General features: G+C 71.7%; 17 protein-coding genes. 9 read left to right on the forward strand and 8 right to left on the reverse strand.

Going from position 1 to position 19,694, the window contains the following annotated elements:
* Window positions 1-269: 269 nt before the first annotated feature.
* Complete coding sequence (locus tag C1I93_RS09280) at window positions 270-2,387, forward strand: AAA family ATPase (protein ID WP_181445080.1); 2,118 nt, start codon at window positions 270-272, stop codon at window positions 2,385-2,387.
* A 36-nt stretch (window positions 2,388-2,423) separates the two neighbouring features.
* Here the strand turns inward: C1I93_RS09280 and C1I93_RS31455 are convergent, their stop codons facing one another.
* Genes C1I93_RS31455 through fxsA form a run of 3 tightly spaced genes read right to left on the reverse strand, consistent with a single transcriptional unit; the run spans window position 2,424 to window position 7,499 of the window.
* On the reverse strand, window positions 2,424-3,422 hold the full coding sequence (locus C1I93_RS31455) for a hypothetical protein (RefSeq protein WP_181445081.1): 999 nt from the start codon (window positions 3,420-3,422) through the stop codon (window positions 2,424-2,426).
* A gap of 11 nt (window positions 3,423-3,433) precedes the next feature.
* Window positions 3,434-7,330 (reverse strand): FxSxx-COOH system tetratricopeptide repeat protein, encoded by a 3,897-nt coding sequence (fxsT, locus tag C1I93_RS09290; RefSeq protein WP_111242829.1) that lies wholly within the window; start codon window positions 7,328-7,330, stop codon window positions 3,434-3,436.
* Window positions 7,317-7,499 (reverse strand): FxSxx-COOH cyclophane-containing RiPP peptide, encoded by a 183-nt coding sequence (fxsA, locus tag C1I93_RS09295; protein WP_111242830.1) that lies wholly within the window; start codon window positions 7,497-7,499, stop codon window positions 7,317-7,319. The genes fxsT and fxsA overlap by 14 nt, the downstream gene beginning before the upstream one ends.
* A 256-nt stretch (window positions 7,500-7,755) precedes the next feature.
* Between fxsA and C1I93_RS09300 the strand changes: the two genes are divergently transcribed.
* The 3 genes from C1I93_RS09300 to C1I93_RS09310 are packed head-to-tail and all read left to right on the forward strand — an operon-like array spanning window position 7,756 to window position 11,119.
* Entirely contained in the window at window positions 7,756-8,961 is a 1,206-nt protein-coding gene (locus C1I93_RS09300; protein ID WP_111242831.1) for an FxsB family cyclophane-forming radical SAM/SPASM peptide maturase, read from the forward strand.
* A complete protein-coding gene (locus C1I93_RS09305) occupies window positions 8,940-10,283 on the forward strand; it encodes an HEXXH motif domain-containing protein (RefSeq protein WP_181445082.1) in 1,344 nt (447 codons plus the stop codon). Before C1I93_RS09300 ends, C1I93_RS09305 begins: the two co-directional genes overlap by 22 nt.
* Before the next feature lie 23 nt (window positions 10,284-10,306).
* Window positions 10,307-11,119 (forward strand): hypothetical protein, encoded by an 813-nt coding sequence (locus tag C1I93_RS09310; RefSeq protein WP_119663893.1) that lies wholly within the window; start codon window positions 10,307-10,309, stop codon window positions 11,117-11,119.
* A gap of 8 nt (window positions 11,120-11,127) precedes the next feature.
* Here the strand turns inward: C1I93_RS09310 and C1I93_RS09315 are convergent, their stop codons facing one another.
* The 4 genes from C1I93_RS09315 to C1I93_RS09330 form a co-directional block, all read right to left on the reverse strand.
* Window positions 11,128-13,407, reverse strand: a complete 2,280-nt coding sequence (locus C1I93_RS09315; RefSeq protein WP_111242834.1) for an FtsX-like permease family protein — start codon at window positions 13,405-13,407, stop codon at window positions 11,128-11,130.
* Entirely contained in the window at window positions 13,404-14,087 is a 684-nt protein-coding gene (locus C1I93_RS09320; protein ID WP_111242835.1) for an ABC transporter ATP-binding protein, read from the reverse strand. Before C1I93_RS09320 ends, C1I93_RS09315 begins: the two co-directional genes overlap by 4 nt.
* The gene (locus C1I93_RS09325) at window positions 14,084-14,656 is read right to left on the reverse strand and encodes a PadR family transcriptional regulator (RefSeq protein ID WP_111242836.1); all 573 of its coding nucleotides are present in this window, start codon (window positions 14,654-14,656) and stop codon (window positions 14,084-14,086) included. The genes C1I93_RS09320 and C1I93_RS09325 overlap by 4 nt, the downstream gene beginning before the upstream one ends.
* 157 nt (window positions 14,657-14,813) lie before the next feature.
* Window positions 14,814-16,427, reverse strand: coding sequence for a flavin monoamine oxidase family protein (locus C1I93_RS09330; RefSeq protein WP_111242855.1), 1,614 nt, complete (start codon window positions 16,425-16,427; stop codon window positions 14,814-14,816).
* Between the two features lie 173 nt (window positions 16,428-16,600).
* Here C1I93_RS09330 and C1I93_RS09335 point away from each other — a divergent pair, with 173 nt between their 5' ends.
* Genes C1I93_RS09335 through C1I93_RS09350 form a run of 4 tightly spaced genes read left to right on the forward strand, consistent with a single transcriptional unit; the run spans window position 16,601 to window position 18,799 of the window.
* Entirely contained in the window at window positions 16,601-16,987 is a 387-nt protein-coding gene (locus C1I93_RS09335) for a YbaB/EbfC family nucleoid-associated protein (RefSeq protein ID WP_111242837.1), read from the forward strand.
* The gene (locus tag C1I93_RS09340) at window positions 16,974-17,294 is read left to right on the forward strand and encodes a type VII secretion target (protein ID WP_111242838.1); all 321 of its coding nucleotides are present in this window, start codon (window positions 16,974-16,976) and stop codon (window positions 17,292-17,294) included. The genes C1I93_RS09335 and C1I93_RS09340 overlap by 14 nt, the downstream gene beginning before the upstream one ends.
* Window positions 17,291-18,565, forward strand: a complete 1,275-nt coding sequence (locus C1I93_RS09345) for a WXG100-like domain-containing protein (RefSeq protein ID WP_111242839.1) — start codon at window positions 17,291-17,293, stop codon at window positions 18,563-18,565. The genes C1I93_RS09340 and C1I93_RS09345 overlap by 4 nt, the downstream gene beginning before the upstream one ends.
* A 3-nt stretch (window positions 18,566-18,568) precedes the next feature.
* On the forward strand, window positions 18,569-18,799 hold the full coding sequence (locus C1I93_RS09350) for a hypothetical protein (protein ID WP_111242840.1): 231 nt from the start codon (window positions 18,569-18,571) through the stop codon (window positions 18,797-18,799).
* Between the two features lie 72 nt (window positions 18,800-18,871).
* Here C1I93_RS09350 and C1I93_RS09355 read toward each other — a convergent pair whose 3' ends face one another.
* Window positions 18,872-19,492, reverse strand: a complete 621-nt coding sequence (locus tag C1I93_RS09355; RefSeq protein ID WP_111242856.1) for an L-threonylcarbamoyladenylate synthase — start codon at window positions 19,490-19,492, stop codon at window positions 18,872-18,874.
* Here C1I93_RS09355 and C1I93_RS32340 point away from each other — a divergent pair.
* Complete coding sequence (locus C1I93_RS32340) at window positions 19,491-19,622, forward strand: hypothetical protein (RefSeq protein ID WP_258378271.1); 132 nt, start codon at window positions 19,491-19,493, stop codon at window positions 19,620-19,622. The two genes, C1I93_RS09355 and C1I93_RS32340, sit on opposite strands and share 2 nt — an antisense overlap.
* The last annotated feature ends 72 nt before the right edge of the window (window positions 19,623-19,694 follow it).

The following is a 19,694-nucleotide window of genomic DNA, read 5'->3' on the forward strand; positions in this document are numbered from 1 at the left end:
GCGGGCCGACCGGGTGGGACGGCCGAACGCGGCGGTGCGGCCACCGGATCGCGACCATTGGCCCATGGTATTTGACGTAGTCGATCAAGAGAACCGTCGGCGAGTGGCTCTTTTTCGCAGGTGAGCGGAACTGGCCGGTGACGAGGGCCGCTGAGATGGCTACCGAAGGCTACGATTTGAGGACGTTCCGGAGGCGACGGCGGAGGCGAGCCGGCCTGCGACGTGGGACTGCCTGGTGCCCAGAGCAGAGCTACCGGAGGATCAGGGCAATGGACGCAATGGAAGTTCCACCGCCGGTCAACCCGTTCTCCCCCGCGGCCGTCGCCCGGGTGTCCGAGGTTGACTCGCGTCCGACCACAGTCGTCACCTCCGCCATCCGGGACACGCTCGCCCACCTCGACAACTATCTGCACAGCGGTGTCGGTGGCACGGTCGCCGTGGTGGGCGACTACGGCACCGGCAAGACACATCTCGCGGCCGAGTTGCTGGCCCACGCCCGCCAGCTCACCGGCGTGGCCGACCAGGCCGTCTACCTGGACGCACCGGCTGACACCTTCCTGTCGCTGAGCCGCCGGTTCCTGGGCCGGCTGTCCCGCGACGCGGTGCGCGCCCTGCTCGACGAGTACCGCGCCGACCCTCCCGGCGACCTCGCCGACCGGCTGCGTGCCGAGTTGGCCGAGGTCACCACCGACCCGTCGCTCGGCCAGGTGCTGGCGATGCTCACCGATCCCGCCACCGAGGCGCTGGCGTGGGACTGGCTGATGGGTTATCCACCGGGACCGGCCCTGGTCGCCGCGGGGGTCACCGCCCGCCAGGACGTGGAGTCGGGTGCGGTGGAGGTCATGGGCGCCCTCGCGTTGCTGCACGGGCACCGGCACGAACGCTTCGTGCTGATCCTCGACGAGCTTGACAAGATCCTCTCGGCGGCCGGACGGCCGGCCGAGGAGACGATGGCGCGGTTCTCGCGGATGATCGGCGTGTTCGCCTCGGCCGGCGCGTTCCTGGTGATCGCCGGGCTGCCGGACATGCTGCACCTGCTCAGCCCCCAGGTACGCCAGCGGATCGGGCCGATCGTGCGGATGTCCGCGCTGACCGCGGCGGACGTACGCGACTTCATCCGGCAGAGTCAGCTGCGGGCGTTCGGCCAGGCCCGGCTGACGCCGTTCACGGTGGAGACCACCGAATACCTCACGAACCTGACCGACGGGGTGCCCCGCCGACTGATCCGACTCTGCTACCACCTCTACCAGCGCGCGGTGCAGGCCGGCACACCTGTCACCCACCTGATGGTGCGCGAGGCGGTACGCATCCAGTTCGACCTGGCCAACCGGCAGGACGTGGCCGCCGACGTCCGCCGGGTGCTCACCCAGGACGGCTGGTCGTACCAGCGGGATCATCTGATCGGGTCGCTGCGGGACCTGCCTGTCGACTTCTGGGTGCCGCTGGACGAGTTGGGCGCCGGCTGCTGCGTGCTGCTCTCCGAGTCGGTGCTCAAATCCGAGGAGGTCGACGAACTCAACCGCCGGGTGGTGACGATCCGGGCCGCCATGCCGGACAGCGAGGTGATCCTGGTCGTCGTCGGGCACCTGCCTGCGGAGTTCGCCGCCGACCTCACCGAGACGTTCAGTGTGGAGCCGATCGTCTACGACCCACAGACCTTCGCCGAGGACCTCTCGGGCAGCGTCAAGGCCAGCATGCGCCGGCTGGAGCAGGCGTTCGGCGCGGACGCGCTCACCTCGGTACGCCAACGGGTCGAGCGGATCCAGCGCCAGCAGACCAACACCCAACGCTCCATCGAACGGCTGTCGTACCAGCTCGACGAGATCCGGGGCGACCTGCGCCACGACCACCGGGCCACGCGCGAGGTGGAGCCGGCGCGGCGGCGACCGGCGGTGGGAGCCGAGGTGGCCCCGCTGCCCGGCCGGGTGGCCCGGGTCTTCGGCGAGGCCATCGCGGCACTCGACCAGCTCACCGGCTTCGAACGTCACCTGCGGGAGGCGTTCGCGCCGCCCGGGCCCGACGCCGTCGGCGCGGCGCCGCTGCGCTCCGGGCTGCGCTCCCGGGACGTGCAGCGGGCGCTGGGCACGTCGCTGGTGCTGCGTCGCCTGATCGAGGCGTTCCGGGACGCCGTCGCTCAGTGGTACGACAGCCACCGCCGCACCCCGCATCCGGCCGATCGGGAGCGCCTGGACCGGCTCTGCGAGACCTACGACGGCATCGCCGAATACCTCCCCCTGTTCCAACTCGACGTGCTGGGCGACCTGGCCGTGCCCGGCCACGACGACGCGGTCGAGCCCCCGGACCGCTCCCGCAGCTGGTCGGAGGCGCGCTCGGTGTTCGACGGGTTGAGCGGCCGGGTGCGCCAGCTGGTGCTGGTGGACGGCTGAGGCCGATCCGGGTGGTGCGGGATCCACCCGGGCGGTTCAGCCCGCCGCGACGGTGAACTGCCCGGCCAGGGTGGACATGTCCTGATCGGCCTGGCTGACCCAGTCCTGGTCCAGCGCCACCCCGAAGAGGTAGCTGTCCGGCGCGAGCCGGTAGTAGAAGACCGCGCCGATCTCCAGGTCCAGCACCAGCCGCTCCACGTCGCCCGGGACCGCCCGGCGCAGGTCCCGGCTGACCTGCAACGCCAGCAGTCCCAGGTCTCCGGCCAGCCGCTCGTAGCGGGTTCGCCGGTCGGCCACGGTGCTGCCCCGGTTGAAGAACGGCTCCAGCTCCGGGTGGTGCAGGATGTCGACCGCCACGGTCTGCTCCTCCCCCCGGTGCAGGCTCAGATAGTGCAGACCGGTGGGGCGCAACGCCTCGACCAGCGGCGTGGCGACGTCCTCGGCGCCCCGCCGGTGCACCGCCACGTCCCCACCCGATGCCGCCGTGGCCGACCGCTCGCCAGCGGTGGACCAGCCGCCCGGGTTCTGTGACGGCAGCCGGACCAGCTGGCGCAGTTCGGTGGCGAGTTGGGCGGCAGCCTGGTCCAGCCCGCTCGCCCGGCCCGGTTCGGCCACCGCGCCGGCCGGGTCCGACGGCAGCGCGCCGAAGCCCACCACGTGCTCACCGCCGACCACCGTGTTGCAGAAGACGTAGTCGGCCCGGGTCTGTACGGCCAACCGGACCAGCCCGCCGCACTGCAACTCCCACACCCGCCGGCTGAGTTCGGTCGCCCGGTAGGCCAGCCGGGCACCCGCCCGGCGGTGCAGGTCGCGGCGCTGCTCCGGGTCGGCCGAGTCGATGGCCGGTGGCGCAGAGGTGTGCGCCAGCAGATCCAGCGCGAAGTCCAGCACTCCGTCGGTGTAGTGCGCGACGTGGTAGGCGCCGCAGCCGCTCAGCAGCAGCCCGCGGCAGAGGTCACGCTTGCGGCTGAGCCCCGGCACCTCCTGTTCGGCGGTCTCCTCCGCCAGGGCGTCACGCAGCTGCGGATCGGTCACCTCGGCACTCCTCAGCTTCGCGGCACGTCGATGTCGGTGTCGGTCAGGGCGGCCGGGCCGGCGTCGGTGGCGCTGTCGCGCAGTGCGCGGATCGCCACCAGGTTGGCTGTCGCGTCGACCGTGCACGGATGCTGCCGACCGAGGTACCGCAGGCAGGTCAGCCGCGCCTCGTCCTGGATCCGGACGGCGTCGGCCAGATCGCCCCGGGCGGCCAGGTGCCCGGCCTGGGCGGTCGCCGCGGTCAGCGTCCACGGATGGGCGTCACCGAGCCGGGCGCGCAGCGTACGCAGGCCCCGCTCACCGTCGCGGACGGCCTGGTCGTACTCGCCGGCACCGCGCTGGAACAGGCCCAGGTTGACCGAGCAGACCGCGGTGAAGGGGTGGCCGGACTCCAGCTGTCGCTCGTAGCCACGCAGGCACCGGATGGCGTGCTGCACGGCAATGCCCGCGTCACCGGTGCGGTAGTAGTCCACGGCGAGGCTGAGCAGGCTGCCCCGGGTCAGGGGATGGTCCTCGCCGAGCTGGTCGCGATAGCCACGGAAGACCTCGGCACTGCGCTTCTTGGCCGCGATGGTGTGCCCCAGTCGCCGCTCGGTCACCGCGAGGCTGCGGTTGACGCGCAGCTCGTCGAGATGGCCGGCAGAACGCAGCTCGTGGACCCGCTCCAACGCCTCCCGCAGCGTGGCCAGCGACAGATCGTACTCACCGGCCTCCCGCTCGAAGGTGCCCACCAGGCACGACGCCCGCCACGTCCAGGAGTCCTCCGGGCCGTACAGCGACATCAGCCGGCCGCGCAACTCGTGCGCCAGCCGCAGCGCCTCCCGCGCGTCGCCGGTCAACAGGAACGAGATGGCGAGGTTGTTCACCGCCATCCGGGTGTTCGGGTGGTCGTCGCCGAGCACCGCCTGGAAACCGACGAGAGTGGCCTGGTCCTCGACCAGCGCGTCCTCGAAGCGGCCCAGGCCGCGTAGATCGCCGCCGCGCCCCCGGCCGGCGATCAGGGTCCGGAAGTGGCGCAGCCCGTAGTGGCGGCGCTGCTCGCTGAGCACCTGCTCGTCCAGGCGCAGCGCGTCCTGGTAGTGCCCCAGCGCCCGATGCAGGTTCGCGGTCTGGACGAACAGTCGCATGGTGAGCTGGTCGAACTCGCCGGTGGCGGTCCACCGCTCGCAGGCCGGCTGCGCCAACTGCACCGCGGACTGCCAGGTGTCGCTGTCGTTGAGCAGGTAGAGGTAACGGATCTGCTTGACCACCCAGTGCCGGATGGGCGGCTCGTCGGCCGCCAACGCCCCGGACGGCACCAGGTGCCGTTGCAGCTCGTCGAAGACGGCGCCGTAGCGGGGGTCGTCGGCCTCCGGGTCGGTCGGCGCGTACCCGGCCAGGCCGTACAGCACCTGGCGATGCCGCTCGAGCCGCTGCGGTTCCGGGATGGTCTCGCGGAGCAGGACCTGGACGGCCCGGTGCATCCGCAGCGCGGCGCCGCGTCCCCAGTCGACGTCGAAGAGCGCGAACCGGGCCGCCACGGTCAGCACCAGGTCGATCTCACCGGCGGTGAGCAGCAGTTCCTCGGGGTCCACCTCGGCCGCCGCGGCGAGTTGGGTGAGCATCGACACCGACCGGAGCAGGGGCAGCCCGATCCCCTCGGGCGAGAGGAACGCGCCGAGTTCGGCCACCCGGATCGCCAGCGGTCCGAACTCGGTTTCCCAGAGCGTGGCCAGGGTGATGTCCAGGACCCGGGCCACGGTGGAGGTACGCGAGCCGGGTATCCGTTCGGCCGGTTCACCGTCGGTGGCGCGCAGCCGGTCCAGCAGCTCCGCCACGCACCGGTTGACCGCCTCCAGGTTGGGCACACCCTCGTGCTCCAGCGCCCGGATACGTTCCCGGATCCAGGCGGTGGCCAGCCGCAGAGCCAGCGGCAGATGCTCCAGCGCGCCCGCGATGGCCCGGGCGTCCTCGGCGCGGATGCCCAGCACCCGCCGCAGCATGGCGACGCTCTCGTCACCGCTGAACGCCGCGACCTCCAGCGGTGCGGGCAGGTTGGACGAGCCGTCGTCCCGTGACGTGATCAGCACGTGTCCACTGCCGGGGCGGGGCAGCAGCCCGCTCAACACGGCCGCGTCGTCGGCGTTGTCGTAGATCAGCAGCCAGCGGGCCACCGCACCACGCGAGGCGGAGAGCGCCGCCAGGGCGGCCTCGGCGGCCCCCGCGCCGTCGACCGCGTTGATCTCCTCGGCCAGCTCGCCGAGCGCCGCCTGCACCGTCTCCCGGTCCTGGGCCGGGATCCACCAGACCACGTCGTAGTCGTAGGCGAAGCGGTGGGCGAACTCGCGGGCGAGTTCACTCTTGCCGACCCCCGCGCCACCGGCGAGGGTGACCGGCCCACCGCCGTCGGTGAGCCGGTCCCGTAGCCGTTCGAGGTACACGCCACGGCCGACGAAGCTCTCGTTGCGCGGCGGCAGGTTGCTGCGCAGCCGACGGTCCATCTCGGCGGGATACCGTGGCGCGGCCCGCGAGTCGTCGGCCGGCTGCACCGGCGCGATGAGACCGAGCCGGCTCAGCAGCAACGGCTGGGCCCGCCCCGGATCGGCCCGCCGCAGGTCGATCACCCGACTCGGATCGACGGGCTGCTCCGGCTGGTAACGCGGTGTCAGCACACCGAGCAACTCGGCTCCGTCGGCACCCGGTGCGGCGGAGAGGTCCCCGCCGACCACCCGGAGCACCCGCGCGGAGAGGATGGCCAGCACCGTCGCGTCGGGCGGATACGTCAGGTCGACACCCGGCCGGACCGCGTGCCGGTGCACCCGGACGTTGGCCCGGCGCAACTGCCCGCCGATCCAGTCGGCCCAGGGCCGGTCCGCCGGCTCGTACAGCACCACGATCTCGTCGGCGGTCTCGGCGCGCTCCAGCAGCACACCCCGGCGGTAGCGGCGACGGATCCGCTCGGGCACGCCGCCCGTACGGGCCACCGCACCGCCGCTGATCCACGACGTCATCTGCTCGTAGGCCGCCAGCAGGGTGGTCTCGGCACCGGCGGGATCGGCGAGCACGGCGAGCACGTCGTCGTAGGTGTCGTACGCCTGCTCGGGCACTTCGACGATCTCCACCGCCGGTGAGGCGGACGTGCCGTGCGCCGCCTCGTCCAGCAGCCGGGCAAACGCCTTGCGGGCCGAGTCGCGAACCTCGCCATACCACGGTTGGCTGACGTCACGCAGGGTCGGTGCCGCCAGCACCCGGATGCCGCCGGTGGCCTGACGCTGGAGTTGACCGGCCAGCTCGGCGGCCTGGAGCATGGCCTGACGCCGGGGCGGCATGCAGACCACCGCGACGTCGCTGAGCAACGCGGTGTAGGTGATGCCCGGCAGGCTGAGGTCGACCGGGGTGTCGATCAGGATGTAGTCGTAGACGGCGTACCGCTGCAACAGCTGCCGGATCCGCGCCGGATCGCCGTCCGGTACGCCGTCGGCGTCCAGACCGACACCCACCATGTCGAAGGTAAACGGCGACCCGGGAATGGCGTATCGGTAGAGGATGCCCTGTTCGGGCGCGGGCGCGGCGATCACCGGGGCGCTGCGGTGCGGCGGGCCGTCCGGCGGGTTGATCACCGCACCGAGTGCCCCACCGAGCACCTCGGTCGCGGCGATGGCGTCCACCCGGAACGGACGCAGGTAGTCGTAGACCCGGGGCGTACGGGTGCACCAGTCCACGGCGAGGACCCGCTTGCCGTTCGAGGCGAGGATCCAGGCGATGTTCGCCACCGCGCTGCTGCGTCCGGTGCCGCTGGCGGGCGAGACGAACGAGACGATGGTGGTGGTGGCCGGCGCCTCGTCGGCGGCGGACTGCCCGGGCGCGGGGCGGCGGTGCGGGACACCGGCCCGGGTGGCCGGCCCGCTGCGCGGCTCAGTCTTCGCCATCGAGGGCACTCTGGAAGCCGGCGTACTGGTCACCGGGGTCGGCGCTGCGCCGTTCCAGCCGACGCAGCGCGGCCAGCAGGACCGCACTGGGCACGGCGTCGAGCACGGTCGGGTCCACCTCGGCCAGATCGATCAGGTCGGAACGCACCATGTCCTCCCCGGCGTCCATCCTCCGATCACCGCCCGTCTGCGTCTCGCACCGATCGCGTCACCACGAAGCCGGACATCGACCGTTGGCCAGATTCGCTGCGTATGCCCATGATAACCGTGCGCCGCATCCGATCGGCGTGCGCATCGCCGCCAGGTCGCGCCCACGCACCGCCACCAGCGTGCCGCACGGGCCAGCCGAGTGGCTTGCGTCGATGTATGCTGGTCGTCTTCGACGGTGGCCGGACCGGCCGCCGCCAGTCACGGCGGAGCCCCTGATGCCCGGATGCGACGACGTCCGCCGTCCCGCCGGTGATGCCGGTTCGGCGCCCCTTCGCAGCCAGGCCGTCGCCTTCCGGCAGTTCGTGCTGAAACTGCACAGCCGGTGCGACCTGGCCTGCGACCACTGCTACATGTACACGATGGCCGACCAACGCTGGCGGACCCTGCCGAGGGTGATGCCGCGGCCGGTACGCGAGGCGGCCGCCCGGCGGATCGGTGAACATGCCCGCGCGCACGGGCTGCGCCGGGTGGAGGTCATCCTGCACGGCGGTGAACCGCTGCTGGCCGGGCCTGCGGTGATCGCGCAGGCGGTGGCGACGTTCCGCCGCGAGGCGGCGCCGGTGCCGGTACGGGTGACGGTGCAGACGAACGCCACCCGGTTGGACGAGACGTACCTGCGCCTGCTCGACCGGCTCGACGTGCGGATCAGCGTCAGCCTCGACGGCGACCGCGCCGCGCACGACCGGCACCGGCGTGGCCCGGACGGGAGCGGCAGCCACGACCGGGTCGACGCGGCCCTGCGGTTGTTGACCACCCGGCACGCCCACCTGTTCCACGGTCTGCTGTGCACCGTCGACCTGCGCAACGACCCGCTCGCCACGTACCGCGCGCTGATGGCGTACCAGCCTCCGGCCATCGACTTCCTGTTGCCGCACGGCACCTGGAGCACCCCACCACCGGGCCGGTCCCCCGACGACCGGCAGACACCGTACGCGCGCTGGCTCACCACGATCTTCGACAGGTGGTACGACGATCCCGGGCCACCGGTGCGGATCCGACTCTTCGACGAGATCATCCAGGTGCTGCTCGGCGGCACCTCCCGGCTGACCGGAGTGGGCACCAGCCCGGTCGCGGTGGCGGTGGTGCAGACCGACGGCGCGATCGAGCTGGACGACACCCTCGCCGCCGCGTACGACGGCGCGGCCCGCACCGGGCTGCACGTCGACCGGGACCCGTTCGACGCCGCGCTCGCCCTGCCCACGGTACGCCAACAGCAGGCCGGCCCGGCGGGTCTCTGCCCGACCTGCCGCGCCTGCGACCTGGGCCGGGTGTGCGGCGGTGGGCTGCGGACCCATCGGTACCGCGCCGGCGGCGGGTTCGCCAACCCGTCGGTCTACTGCCCCGACCTGTACGCCCTCATCCGCCACATCCGGCGCACCGTGGCCCGGGACGTGGCGGCGTGGGTGGGGGCGGCGCGGTGACGCCCGGCGTGCACGCCCTGCCGACGTGGGTGCTCGATGAACTCGCCGCCGGCCGGGGCGGGGTGACCGCGGTGGAACGGCTACGCGCCGCCCAACACAGCAAGACCCTGCTCGCGGTACGCGCACTGGTCCTGCTGGTCGCCGAGAGCGGGCATCCGGACGAGGCGGCGGTGCAGTCGGCGTACCAGTTGCTGGTGAGCCTGCCCCCGGCGGACCGGGCGGCGGCGCTCGGCCATCCACCGGTCGCCGCCTGGGCCTTCGGCACGGCGTCGCTGCTGCGGCGGGGCGCGTCGGCGGCGACCCACCCGGGGCTGCTCGCGGCGGTGGCGGCGACCGCGGCCGTGCGCACCGGCACCGACGCCGACCTCGACGTGCCGCTCGACCCCGGCGCGGCCGGCCACCTCGACCTACCCGGTCTCGGCACGGTGCTGCTGCCCCCGTCGGCGACCCGGGCCCGGGTCCGGGTCGCCGACGGCCGGGCGCGGGTGTTCGGCGCGGGCGAGCGGATCGACATCGGCGCCGGTCGGCGGGCCGGTCCCCGCTGGCGGCCGGTGCCTCGATGGTCCGTCGCGCACCATGGGCTGCCGTTGACCCTGCTGGTGGAGAGCCGGACGTGGCGGCACGTTCCGGCGTCGGACGCCGGTCATCGGATCGGTGGCACGGTCACCGGCGTCTGGCGGTCCCGGCTGGCCGGAGCGTGGCGGATCCTGGTCGACCAGCACCGACCGGTGGCCGCGGAGGTCTCCGCCGCGCTGTGCGTGCTGGCCCCGATACCCGCGCCGACGGACGGCACCCACAGCGGCACCTTCCACCACGCCTTCGGGGCGGTGGCCATGTCGGTGCCGCCGGACGCCCGGTCGGCGGCGGCCACGCTGGCCCACGAGATCCAGCACCTCAAGCTGGCCGCCCTCAACGACATGTTCACGCTCGTGGAACCGGGGCCCCGGGAGCTGTTCTACGCGCCGTGGCGGCCCGACCCGCGACCGCTGGAAGCCCTGCTGCACGGGGCGTACGCCCACCTGGGGGTGGCGGGATTCTGGCGCCGGCAGGCCCGGATGGCGGCGGTGCCCGCCCGGCACCACGCCGAGGTCGAGTTCGTCAGGTGGACCCGGGCGGCCGACGACACGGTACGGGTGCTGGCCGCGCAGCGACGGTTGACCCCGGTGGGTCGACGTCTGGTCGACGGCATGGCCGGGGTGCTCGACCGGTGGGCCGCCGAGCCGGTGACGCCACAGGCGGCGGTCCAGGCCGACCGGCTGTTGGCCGCGCACCGGGCGCGCTGGGAACCCAGCCGTACACCGACCGCGCGAACACGGGCTTGACCGGTCTCCCTTACGCTGTGTCCATGGGGGAGGGTAACGGTGAGTCCACGCGTCGTGAGTGTTTCGTGATCGCACCGATCGGCCCCGAGGGCTCGGAGATCCGCAAGCGCAGCGACCAGATCCTCAAGCATGTCATCCGCCCGGTGGTGGAGGAGCGGGGATTCGTCGCCGTGCGGGGCGACGAGATCGAACGCGCCGGTCTGATCACCTCGCAGGTGTTGGACCGCATCATCCGCAACGAGTTGGTCATCGCCGACCTGACCGACCAGAACGCCAACGTCTTCTACGAGTTGGCGGTCCGGCACGCGCTACGCAAGCCGTTCGTGCAGTTGATGGCGAAGGACCAGCACCTTCCCTTCGACGTGCAGGGGATGCGCACCATCCTGGTCGACCATACCGACCTGGACAGCGTGCACGCCGCCAAGGAGCAGCTGGGCCGGGCCATCGACGCGATCGGTCGGGAGGCGGACATCGTCACCCCGATGTCGGTGGCGCTCACCCTGCAGGACCTGCGCGGGTCGTCCAGCCCGCACGAGGCGGGCCTGTCGCAGATCATCGAGACGCTGCCGCAGATGATGGACATTCTCCAGGACGTGCAGCGCCACCTGGGCACGGGCGGCTACCGCGACGGGTCGGGCGACGACGACCACCGGCGACTGCGGACCCTGGTCGAGGTGCTCGTGGCACGCGGCGGTGTGACCGCGTACGAGTTGTCCGGCCTGCTCGGTGGGGGCAGCAGCAAGTTCGAACGATGGGTGTCGCACCTGATCCAGATGGCGGGGCCCGAGCCGACGGGCCCCGCCAACGACCATGACCGGCCCGACGCCGGGCCGTGACGGCTACGCTATTCGCTGCGCAGGCCGGCCGGGCTGGTCAGCCGCCCGATCGCGGGCAGGCCCAGCGCGGTCACCAGCAGCACCGCGGCGGCGGCCAGCCCGGTCGACACGCCGATCACCGGCCAGTTGACCGTGATCGGCAGGTTGACCAGCCGCAGCAGCACCGCGCCGAGCGCCAACCCGAAGAGCACCGCGACGGTCAGCCCGACCAGCACCGGCAGCACCGTCTGCCAGAGCGCCGCCAGGGCCAGCGTGGTACGCGGACTGCCCACCGCGACGAGCATCGCCAGCAGCCGGCGGCGAACGCGTAGCTGTTCCAGGAGCCCGACCAGCATGCTCACCCCGATCAGCAGCAGCGTCACCACGGTGCCGAGGTAGAGGCCGCGCCGGATGGTGGCGAACCGGTCGGCCTCCCGGGTGTCGGCGAGCATGGTGACCGCGCCCTGCGAGCTGATCTGCGCCACCACGTTGCGGACGCGTTCGACGGTGTCCGGGGCGTCGTCGTCGAGGACGAGGAAGGCGTCGACGCCGAGCGGGCCGAGCCGACCCGTGTCGATGGCCCGGGGGGTGGCCAGCACCAGGCCCCACCCCCAACCGCCCGGACTCGGGCGGGCCGGCACGGTGCGGATGGCGGCCGGCACCGTCCAGGTGTGCGCCTCGCCGACGACCAGCCGGGCACCGGGCACGACCACCTCGACGGCGCGGTCGTCGTCCGGGGCGCCTACGCTGTGGAACACGTCGCCGTCGGCGCAGCTGTCGAGGTGGGCGTACTCGGCCAGGGCCGCACAGTCGCCGATGCGTACCCGCAGAAAATCCGGCCGGTCCGGGTCCGGTGACTGTGGCGTGGCCATGGTCCAGAGCGTCGCGGTGCCACCGGTCACGCCCGCGACGGCCCGCAGCCGGTCCAGCACGGCCAGCCCACCGGGGACGTCGTAGAGCTGCACCTGGGTGCTGGCCCGGGTCGGATCCTGGCCGGTGTCGGTGGTGTACCGGTCCTGCACGGCGACGAAGAGCATCTGGAGACCGATCGTGCCGGCCACCGCGACGGCGATGCCGCTGACCAGCCGGGCCGGGCCGGCGCTGTCGGCCTGCAGGCGACGGACCGCGAGCTGCCAACCCACCGGACCGGCACCGAGCCGGCGGACCAGCAGCTCGACCAGCCAGGGCAGCAGGGTGACCGCGCCGATCAGCAGCAACGCGGCACCTGCCGCGATCTGGTAGCGGGTGAACCCGAGACCGACCTGCTGAACGTCGGTGACCAGCGGGTGGAGCAGGGCCAGGCCGAGCAGCGGCGGGATCAGGCGCCACCACCACCGCCGCCGGGTGGTGGCGGAGCGGCGGGTCACCCCGAGCGGTTCCACGGCGACCCGCCGCAGGGCGAGCAGCGCGACCCCGACCGCGATCGCCGGCACCGCCACCACGACCAGCGCGACGATCGGCAGGGCGGGCCGCACGTCGTCGGCGTACACGCTGATGTTCCAGAGGTCGACGAGCGGGACCAGGTGGCGGCCGACGGCGAAGAACACGCCGCCGACGGCGACGCCGAGCAGGGCGCCGGTCGCCGCCTCACCGGCGGCGATCCGGCGGGTCATCCGCCGGTCGGCGCCGACCAGCCGCAGCGCGGCCAGTCGCCGCTCCCGGTGCTCGCCGCCGAACCGTACCGCCGCGCCGAGGAAAACCGCGATGGGCAGCAACAGTACGACGAAGACGATGATCACGAGCAGGGCCAGCAGCGGGCTGAACTCCTCGCCGCCCGGGGCACCGCCGAATGCGGCGAGCCGCAGGGCCCGGTCCTCGTCGAGGCTGTCACTGCCGAGATAGAAGACCAGTTCACGGGGCCCGGTGAGCCCCTGCGGGTCGATCGTGTCGACCACCTCGGCAGCACCGAGCCGGGGCGCGAACAGCTCGGCGTCGGGTGAGTCGAGCAGTTCCGCCAACGCCGGTGACACGATCACCTCGCCGGGGCCGGGCAGCCTTGACAGGCCCGGCGGCACCGGTGCTCGCGGACCCTCCGGGCGCACCACGCGTCCGCGTACCGGCCGGTCACGGAACTCGGTGTCGAACCTGGAGAGCAGCAGGGTGTCGTCGGCCGCGGGAAGCAGTTCGTGCGTGATGTCGTACCGGGCGTCGCCGCGCTCCTGCCGGGCCTGGGCCGCGCCGGGCACCGCGGCGGCCAGCAGCAGCAGGGCCACGCCGATGCCGACGCCGACCGCGGTGAGCACCAGCCGGGTGACTCCGTCGCGTCCCCCGGCGAAGGCCATCCGCGCGCCGAACAGCAGATCCCTCATGCCGTCGACGCCAGACTGCGGGTGCGGCCGTCGCGCACCACGACCTCGCGGTCGGAGTACGCCGCCACCCGCGCCTCGTGGGTCACCAGCACCACCGCCGCGCCACTGTGCCGGGCCGAGTCGGTGAGCAGCCGCATCACCTGTTCGCCGTTGAGGGAGTCCAGCGCCCCGGTCGGCTCGTCGGCGAAGATCACCTTCGGCGCGGTGACGAGCGCGCGGGCCACCGCCACCCGCTGACCCTGACCACCGGAGACCTCGCCCGGCCGGTTGCCGGCCACCTCGGCCACCTCCAGGCGTTCCAGCCACTCGACGGCGCGACGTTCGGCAGCCCGCCGGCCGAGCCGGTTGAGGCGCAGCGGCAGGGCCACGTTCTCCAGGCAGGTCAACTCCGGCACCAACTGCCCGAACTGGAAGACGAAGCCGAACTCGCCGCGGCGCAGGGCGCTGCGTTCGGTGTCCGACATCGCGGTGACCTCGCGTCCCTGGTAGCGCACCTGCCCGGAATCGGGCGTGACGATGCCGGCCAGGCAGTGCAGCAGGGTGGACTTCCCGGAGCCGGAGGGCCCCATCACGGCGACCACCTCGCCGGCGGCGACGCCCATGGCGGCCCGGTCGAGCGCGACAGTCGACCCGAACGACTTGGTCAGCTGGTCGGCCACCAGCAGCGGCTCGGTGCTCATCGGATCACCTCGCCGCGCTCGCCGTCGGTGGCCCGGTGCGTCCCGGCGGCACGCATCTTCGCCGCCAGATCGTCGAGGCGGGCGGCGGTCAGTTCCAGCCACCGCAGGTCGGCCTCGAGATGGAACAGGGCGTGGTCGCAGATGAGCTGGTCGGCGAGGTCACCGTCGGCCTTGCGCCGGGTCAGCTCGCGCATCGCGCGCAGGTGCTCGGCCTGCTGGATGTCGAGCACGTCCGCCGCTGACCGCCCGGTGAGCAGCGCCAACACCACCTTGGTGTAAAGCGTGTTCTGGAGATAGAGGTCGGGGCGTTCGGGCTGGGTCAGCCAGCGTCGTACGTCCGTCACTCCCGCCTTGGTGATCGCGTAGCGCTTGCGCTCCGGCCCCTCCCCCGGCTCGACCGCGTCGATCTCCACGAGGCCGTTCTTCAGCAGCCGGGACAGCGTCGCGTACACCTGTCCGTAGTGCAGCGGACGGGCGTGGCTGAACCGCTCGTCATAGGCCCGTTTCAGGTCGTAGCCGTGCCGGGGCCCGGCTTCAAGGAGACCGAGAAAGGTCTGTGCGATCGACATGGGCGGCACTATACGCCACAGGTATACACAGGGTTTATACCTGCCCCACGGCCGCTCGTGTTGCGTGACCCAGTCGGCGGCACCGCCTACCGTGGCCTGGTGCTGCTGCCGCTCAAGCTCGCCGTCCCGGGCATCGGCCGCTGAGCTGGCGGCGCCGTCAGCTCGACATGACCCGGGCGTGCAGGTCGGTCACCACCTTGCGGGCCGACTCGAACGCACCGGCCTGCCAGGCGATGTAGTGGCTCAGGTGGTCGCCGGCGAAATAGACGCGGCCGTCCGGCTCCAGCAACCGGCCGTAGTGTCCGCTGGTCCGCGACGGCCAGGACACCCAACCACCCTCGCTGTGCCGGGTGCGTTCCCAGGCCACCGAGAAGGACGTCTCCAACTCGGTGCGGTACTTCTCGCCGTGGATCCGCACCCCCTGCGCGACGGCCCGCGCCTCCCGCTCGGCAGGTGGCAGCGCCGCGTACGCCTGCGCGTTGGCGCCGAAGTTGTAGTACCCGACGACCAGCCCCTTGGCACCGTGGTAGCCGTAGGACGGGTACCAGATCGTGGCGAGGTCCAGGTTGGTGTTGGTGATCCCGGAGTAGATGTTCTCGTCCTGCTCCCACCACCTTCGGCGATACTGGAGCCCGATCTTGCCGGTGGCGTTCGGCACCGGATAGGCGAGTGCCTCCTTGACCGCCGGGGCGAGGTTCGACGAGATCTTCGTGAGCACCTGCGGCGGGATCGTGCAGACGCAGAAGTCGGCGGTGGCGATGCGGGCCCGACCACCGGGGCCACGGTAGACCACGGAGACACCGTCGCCGGTGTTCGAGATCGACTCGACCTGGGCGTCATAGGTGATGAGACGCCTACCGACGGCCTCCTCCAGGGCGTACGCGATCCGGTCCATCCCGCCGACCGGCTGGAACATCAGCATCGCCTGGTCGTAGCCGAATTCGAAGCTGATGTACCGCCCGACTCCGCTGGCCAGGACGTCTGTCAACGGGTAAGGAGCGAGCTTCGGCGTACCGGCCTCGAAGCCCGCGCCCGGCTCCACCTCGTAGCCGCGCCGGCTGGTGCCGGTGTAGCGCCAACTGGCCGCCGGATCGCCCGCCACCCGGCCGCCGATCGAGCCGAAACCGCGCAGGAACTCCAGCAGTCGTTCCTTGTCCTCACCGGTCAGGTGGCCGTCGAGGGCGCCCTGGTCGGTGGCCTTGGCGAGCAGTTCGGAGACGTACCCGTAGATGTCGGCCTTGGCCTCGCGGTGCCGGATCGGACGGTCGGACAGCGGCCCGGCGTTCTCGTTGAAGTAGTAGCTGTCGGCGTTCTGGTTGCCGAACATCTCAATCGGCACGCCCAGCTCACGGCAGTAGTCAAGGGTCACCATGTGCTGCGCGATGCGCGCCGGACCGGCGTTGAGATACTGGCCGCCGGTGAACCGGGCGCGCTGCGTGTGCCCGTCCAGATCGGTCTCGGTGGTGCCACCGCGCACCGTCCAGTTGCGCCCGCCGGGCCGGGTGCGCGCCTCCAGAATCCGCACCCGGTAACCCGCCTTGCCGAGCTCGTACGCCGTCGCCAGGCCGGCGATGCCGGCGCCCAGCACCAGCACGGACTTCGCGGACCTGCCGGTAAGGGTGAAGTCGGACCGGTCCGGCGCCCGAAACGGCGGTGCCGCCTGTGCCGGGGGTGCCAGGCCGAGCGCACCCATCGTGCCGTAGAGCACTCCCGCACCGCCGGACACCCCGACGGCCTGCAAGAACTGTCGCCGCGTCGTGGGAATCGCCACCGCCACCTCCTCACAAGATCGAAGCCTGACGATCCCAGCGACCCGTTACATCGACGTGGCCCATTGGTAACACCTGGTGCCTCCCGGGGTCGCCGTGCGGTGATCGACGGGACAGCACGCAGTGCGACCGGAAGGTACCGTTGCCGTGACACTGTCGCCTGGGGAGGATCGGCATGTGGGCGGACGAGGCCGCGCTGGACGCGGCGGCACGCCGGGTCGACACCTGGGAGGCGTCCATCGTCGACCGGGCCCAGCGGGCGAAGTCGCTGGCCAACCGGTTGTCGGCGTTGACCGGCACCGCGCAGAGTCCGGATCGGATGATCGAGGTCACTGTCGATGCCGCCGGCAGACTTGTCGATCTGCGGCTGGACGAGCGCACCCGGCAGCACCCGGCAGCGCAGACCGCGCGGCAGATCGTGGCGACCACCGAGGCCGCGCAGGCGGACCTGCGGCGGCAGGTCACCGAGGCGACCCGGCACACCCTCGGCGACGACCCGGCCGGTCAGGCCATCATCGATTCCCACCGACCGCGCCGGGAGGGCAGCGGTGCCGCCCGGTGACGGCATCCACGTCCGCCCCGAGGACCTGACCGCCCACGCCGGGCACCTCGATCGGATCGCCGAACGTCTCGACACCACCCGCGCCGCAGGCCAGCACATCCGGCTGGGCGCCGGCGCGTACGGGCAGCTCTGCGCGATGATGCCGACGTTGCTGGACGGACTGCACCGTACCCTCGTCGACGGGATCGGCACGGCGGCCGGATCGGTCCGGGACACCGCCGGGCGGCTGCGGGTCGGCGCGGACCGCTACCGGGCCAGCGACGCCCGCGCCGCGCGGCACCTCGACCGGCTACGGCAACGGGGGTGACCAACCCGCTGGTCGCCCCGGTCACGGAGACCGGGCCGAGCGCCTGGGCGGGCGTGTGGATCCTCGAGGACATCGAGCTGATCCACCAGGGTGTCCGCGACGGTAGCTGGATCGACGGCAGCCTCGGCGTGGTGAGCGCCGGCCTCGACGCCCTGGCGTTCGTCTCCGACCCGGTCGGAGCACTGTTGCAGTACGGCATCGCCTGGCTCATCGAACACGTCAAGCCACTCAGCGAGGCCCTCGACTGGCTCGCCGGTGATCCCGCGCAGATCACCGCGTACGCCCAGACCTGGCGCAACATGGCCGGGTCGCTGCGCGACAACGCCGACGACCTGGCCCGCGACATGCGCGCCGACGTGGCCGCCTGGGGCGGTGCCGCCAGTTCCGCCTACCGCACCTGGTCCAGCGAACAGCAGCAGGCCCTCACCGGCCTGGCGCAGGGCGCCGACACCATGGCCACCATCACCGAAGCCACCGCGGGCCTCGTCGCCGCCGTCCGGCTCCTCGTCCGCGACGCCATCGCCACCTGCGTCTCCCGCCTCATCGTGTACGCCGCCGAACTCGTCGCCACCGCCGGCCTCGCCACGCCCCTGGTGGTCGAACAGGTCACCACCCTCGTGGCATCCTGGGCCGCCCGCATCGCCAGACTGCTACGTGGCCTGATCAACAGCCTCCGCCAGATCATCCCCACCACCCGCCACCTCGCCGCCCTCATCGACAAACTCAAGCAGGCGCTCGGGAGGCTCGGTGAGGGCCCGCACGGGCGTGGCCGAGAGTCATGGGTGCCCACATCTCACGGAGGGCACACCAGTCGACCTCGCAATCTGAGTGACTATGATCGGCAGGAACGGTGGGCGAGTGAGGCATACGAGGTGATCCGTCAGAATGACGACGCGGATATCATTGCTCGCCACACTGTTGACAGCCGCCGCCTCGACGGTTCGCAGGGGTTCTCGCGCGAAGAGATCGAGCAGATACGCCGACACATCTTCTTCGAGACACATCCAATGGACGACTATGCCGGCGGGGTCATCCACCAGCGATACGACCCGAGCGCACCCATGGCTGAAGCGTGGCTACGACTGCGGAGTGGTCGGCCCCTACCCGAGGACATCGCCCTGCTGGAGCATGAGTTGGCAGAATCCCTCTACTATCGCTCGCATCCCCAAGCCGATTATCGCGAGGCGCATCTCGCCGCCAATCGCGTCTCCAACTGGGAACGATCCATCCCCGACCCCACATACGAAGACTATTCGACCCTTGGAGACTGAACGATGGGCATGATGGTGGTGGCGCGACGGGTGGAACCGACCGCAGGAGAAGTTCGCTACGAGTTCGGCTTCGAGGACGACTTCGACCGAATGTTGATTATCAATCCGAACACGCTCGAAGCGCGCGTGGAAGACGGGAACTTCGACTCTGCCGCTAGCGCAATCGCCGCGAAGATCGTCAACGCCTGGCGAATGAACGGCGATTTCCCCAGCCGGGTTCTGTTCGCTAGTTAACTGATTCAGCGGATTGTGGACAGGTCGGCAAGATGGGCAGGGGGAACGGCCCTTTGGAGCTGGGGCGTTGGGTCATTCGAAACGGGAGGGGTCGCCGGCGCCTCGGCGGAGGATCTCCGGTTCGTCGCCGGACAGGTCGACCACGGTGGTCGGCTCCTTGCCGCACTCCCCCGCGTCGACCACCGCGTCGAGCTGGTGGTCCAGCCGTTCCTTGATCTCCCAACCCTGGGTCAACGGCTCGTCCTCGCCGGGTAGCACCAGGGTGCTGGACACCAGCGGCTCGCCCAACTCCGCCAGCAGCGCCTGGGTGACGGTGTGTGCGGGTACGCGGACACCGACGGTGCGCTTGCGCGGATGCAGCATGCGGCGCGGGACCTCCCGGGTGGCGGGCAGGATGAACGTGTAGCTGCCCGGGGTGCACGCCTTGACCAGACGGAAGACGGCGTTGCTGACCTGCACGAACTGGCCGAGCTGGGCGAAGTCCCGGCACACCAGGGTGAAGTGGTGCCGGTCGTCCAGGTGCCGGATCTCGCGGATACGGTCCAGGCCGTCCCGGTTACCCAGCCGGCAACCCAACGCGAAGCAGGAGTCGGTGGGGTAGGCGATCAAGCCGTCGTCCCGGATCAGGTCGACGACCTGCCGGATGATCCGGGGCTGCGGATTGTCCGGGTGCACGTCGTAGTACCTCGCCATGCCCACCAGCGTAGAGTTCCCGCCCGCCGACGCCCGCGCCGGCCAGGGCAGCCCCGCCGGGCACCGCCTGTGGGTCGGGCTCCCGCACGCGCACGACTGGCACCAGGACCACCTTGTCGAACAGACGTGATTTCAGAGAGAAATCAAAATTTCACAGTGAAATCACGCTGCTCATGACCATCACTCCTGCATGCACAGATGA

Origin of the sequence: Micromonospora endophytica (assembly GCF_003236305.1) — a bacterium.
In the GTDB taxonomy this organism is placed as follows: Bacteria; Actinomycetota; Actinomycetes; order Mycobacteriales; family Micromonosporaceae; genus Micromonospora; species Micromonospora endophytica.

Excerpts from the sequence above, each read along its gene's own strand:
- C1I93_RS32340 (WP_258378271.1), top strand. The coding sequence starts at position 19,491 with ATGCCCACCAGCGTAGAGTTCCCGCCCGCCGACGCCCGCGCCGGCCAG.
- C1I93_RS09310 (WP_119663893.1), top strand. The coding sequence starts at position 10,307 with ATGGGGGAGGGTAACGGTGAGTCCACGCGTCGTGAGTGTTTCGTGATC.
- C1I93_RS09300 (WP_111242831.1), top strand. The coding sequence starts at position 7,756 with ATGCCCGGATGCGACGACGTCCGCCGTCCCGCCGGTGATGCCGGTTCG.
- fxsA (WP_111242830.1), bottom strand. The coding sequence starts at position 7,499 with ATGGACGCCGGGGAGGACATGGTGCGTTCCGACCTGATCGATCTGGCC.
- C1I93_RS09320 (WP_111242835.1), bottom strand. The coding sequence starts at position 14,087 with ATGAGCACCGAGCCGCTGCTGGTGGCCGACCAGCTGACCAAGTCGTTC.
- C1I93_RS09355 (WP_111242856.1), bottom strand. The coding sequence starts at position 19,492 with ATGGCGAGGTACTACGACGTGCACCCGGACAATCCGCAGCCCCGGATC.
- C1I93_RS09315 (WP_111242834.1), bottom strand. The coding sequence starts at position 13,407 with ATGAGGGATCTGCTGTTCGGCGCGCGGATGGCCTTCGCCGGGGGACGC.
- C1I93_RS09335 (WP_111242837.1), top strand. The coding sequence starts at position 16,601 with ATGTGGGCGGACGAGGCCGCGCTGGACGCGGCGGCACGCCGGGTCGAC.
- C1I93_RS09350 (WP_111242840.1), top strand. The coding sequence starts at position 18,569 with ATGGGCATGATGGTGGTGGCGCGACGGGTGGAACCGACCGCAGGAGAA.
- C1I93_RS09280 (WP_181445080.1), top strand. The coding sequence starts at position 270 with ATGGACGCAATGGAAGTTCCACCGCCGGTCAACCCGTTCTCCCCCGCG.
- fxsT (WP_111242829.1), bottom strand. The coding sequence starts at position 7,330 with ATGGCGAAGACTGAGCCGCGCAGCGGGCCGGCCACCCGGGCCGGTGTC.
- C1I93_RS09325 (WP_111242836.1), bottom strand. The coding sequence starts at position 14,656 with ATGTCGATCGCACAGACCTTTCTCGGTCTCCTTGAAGCCGGGCCCCGG.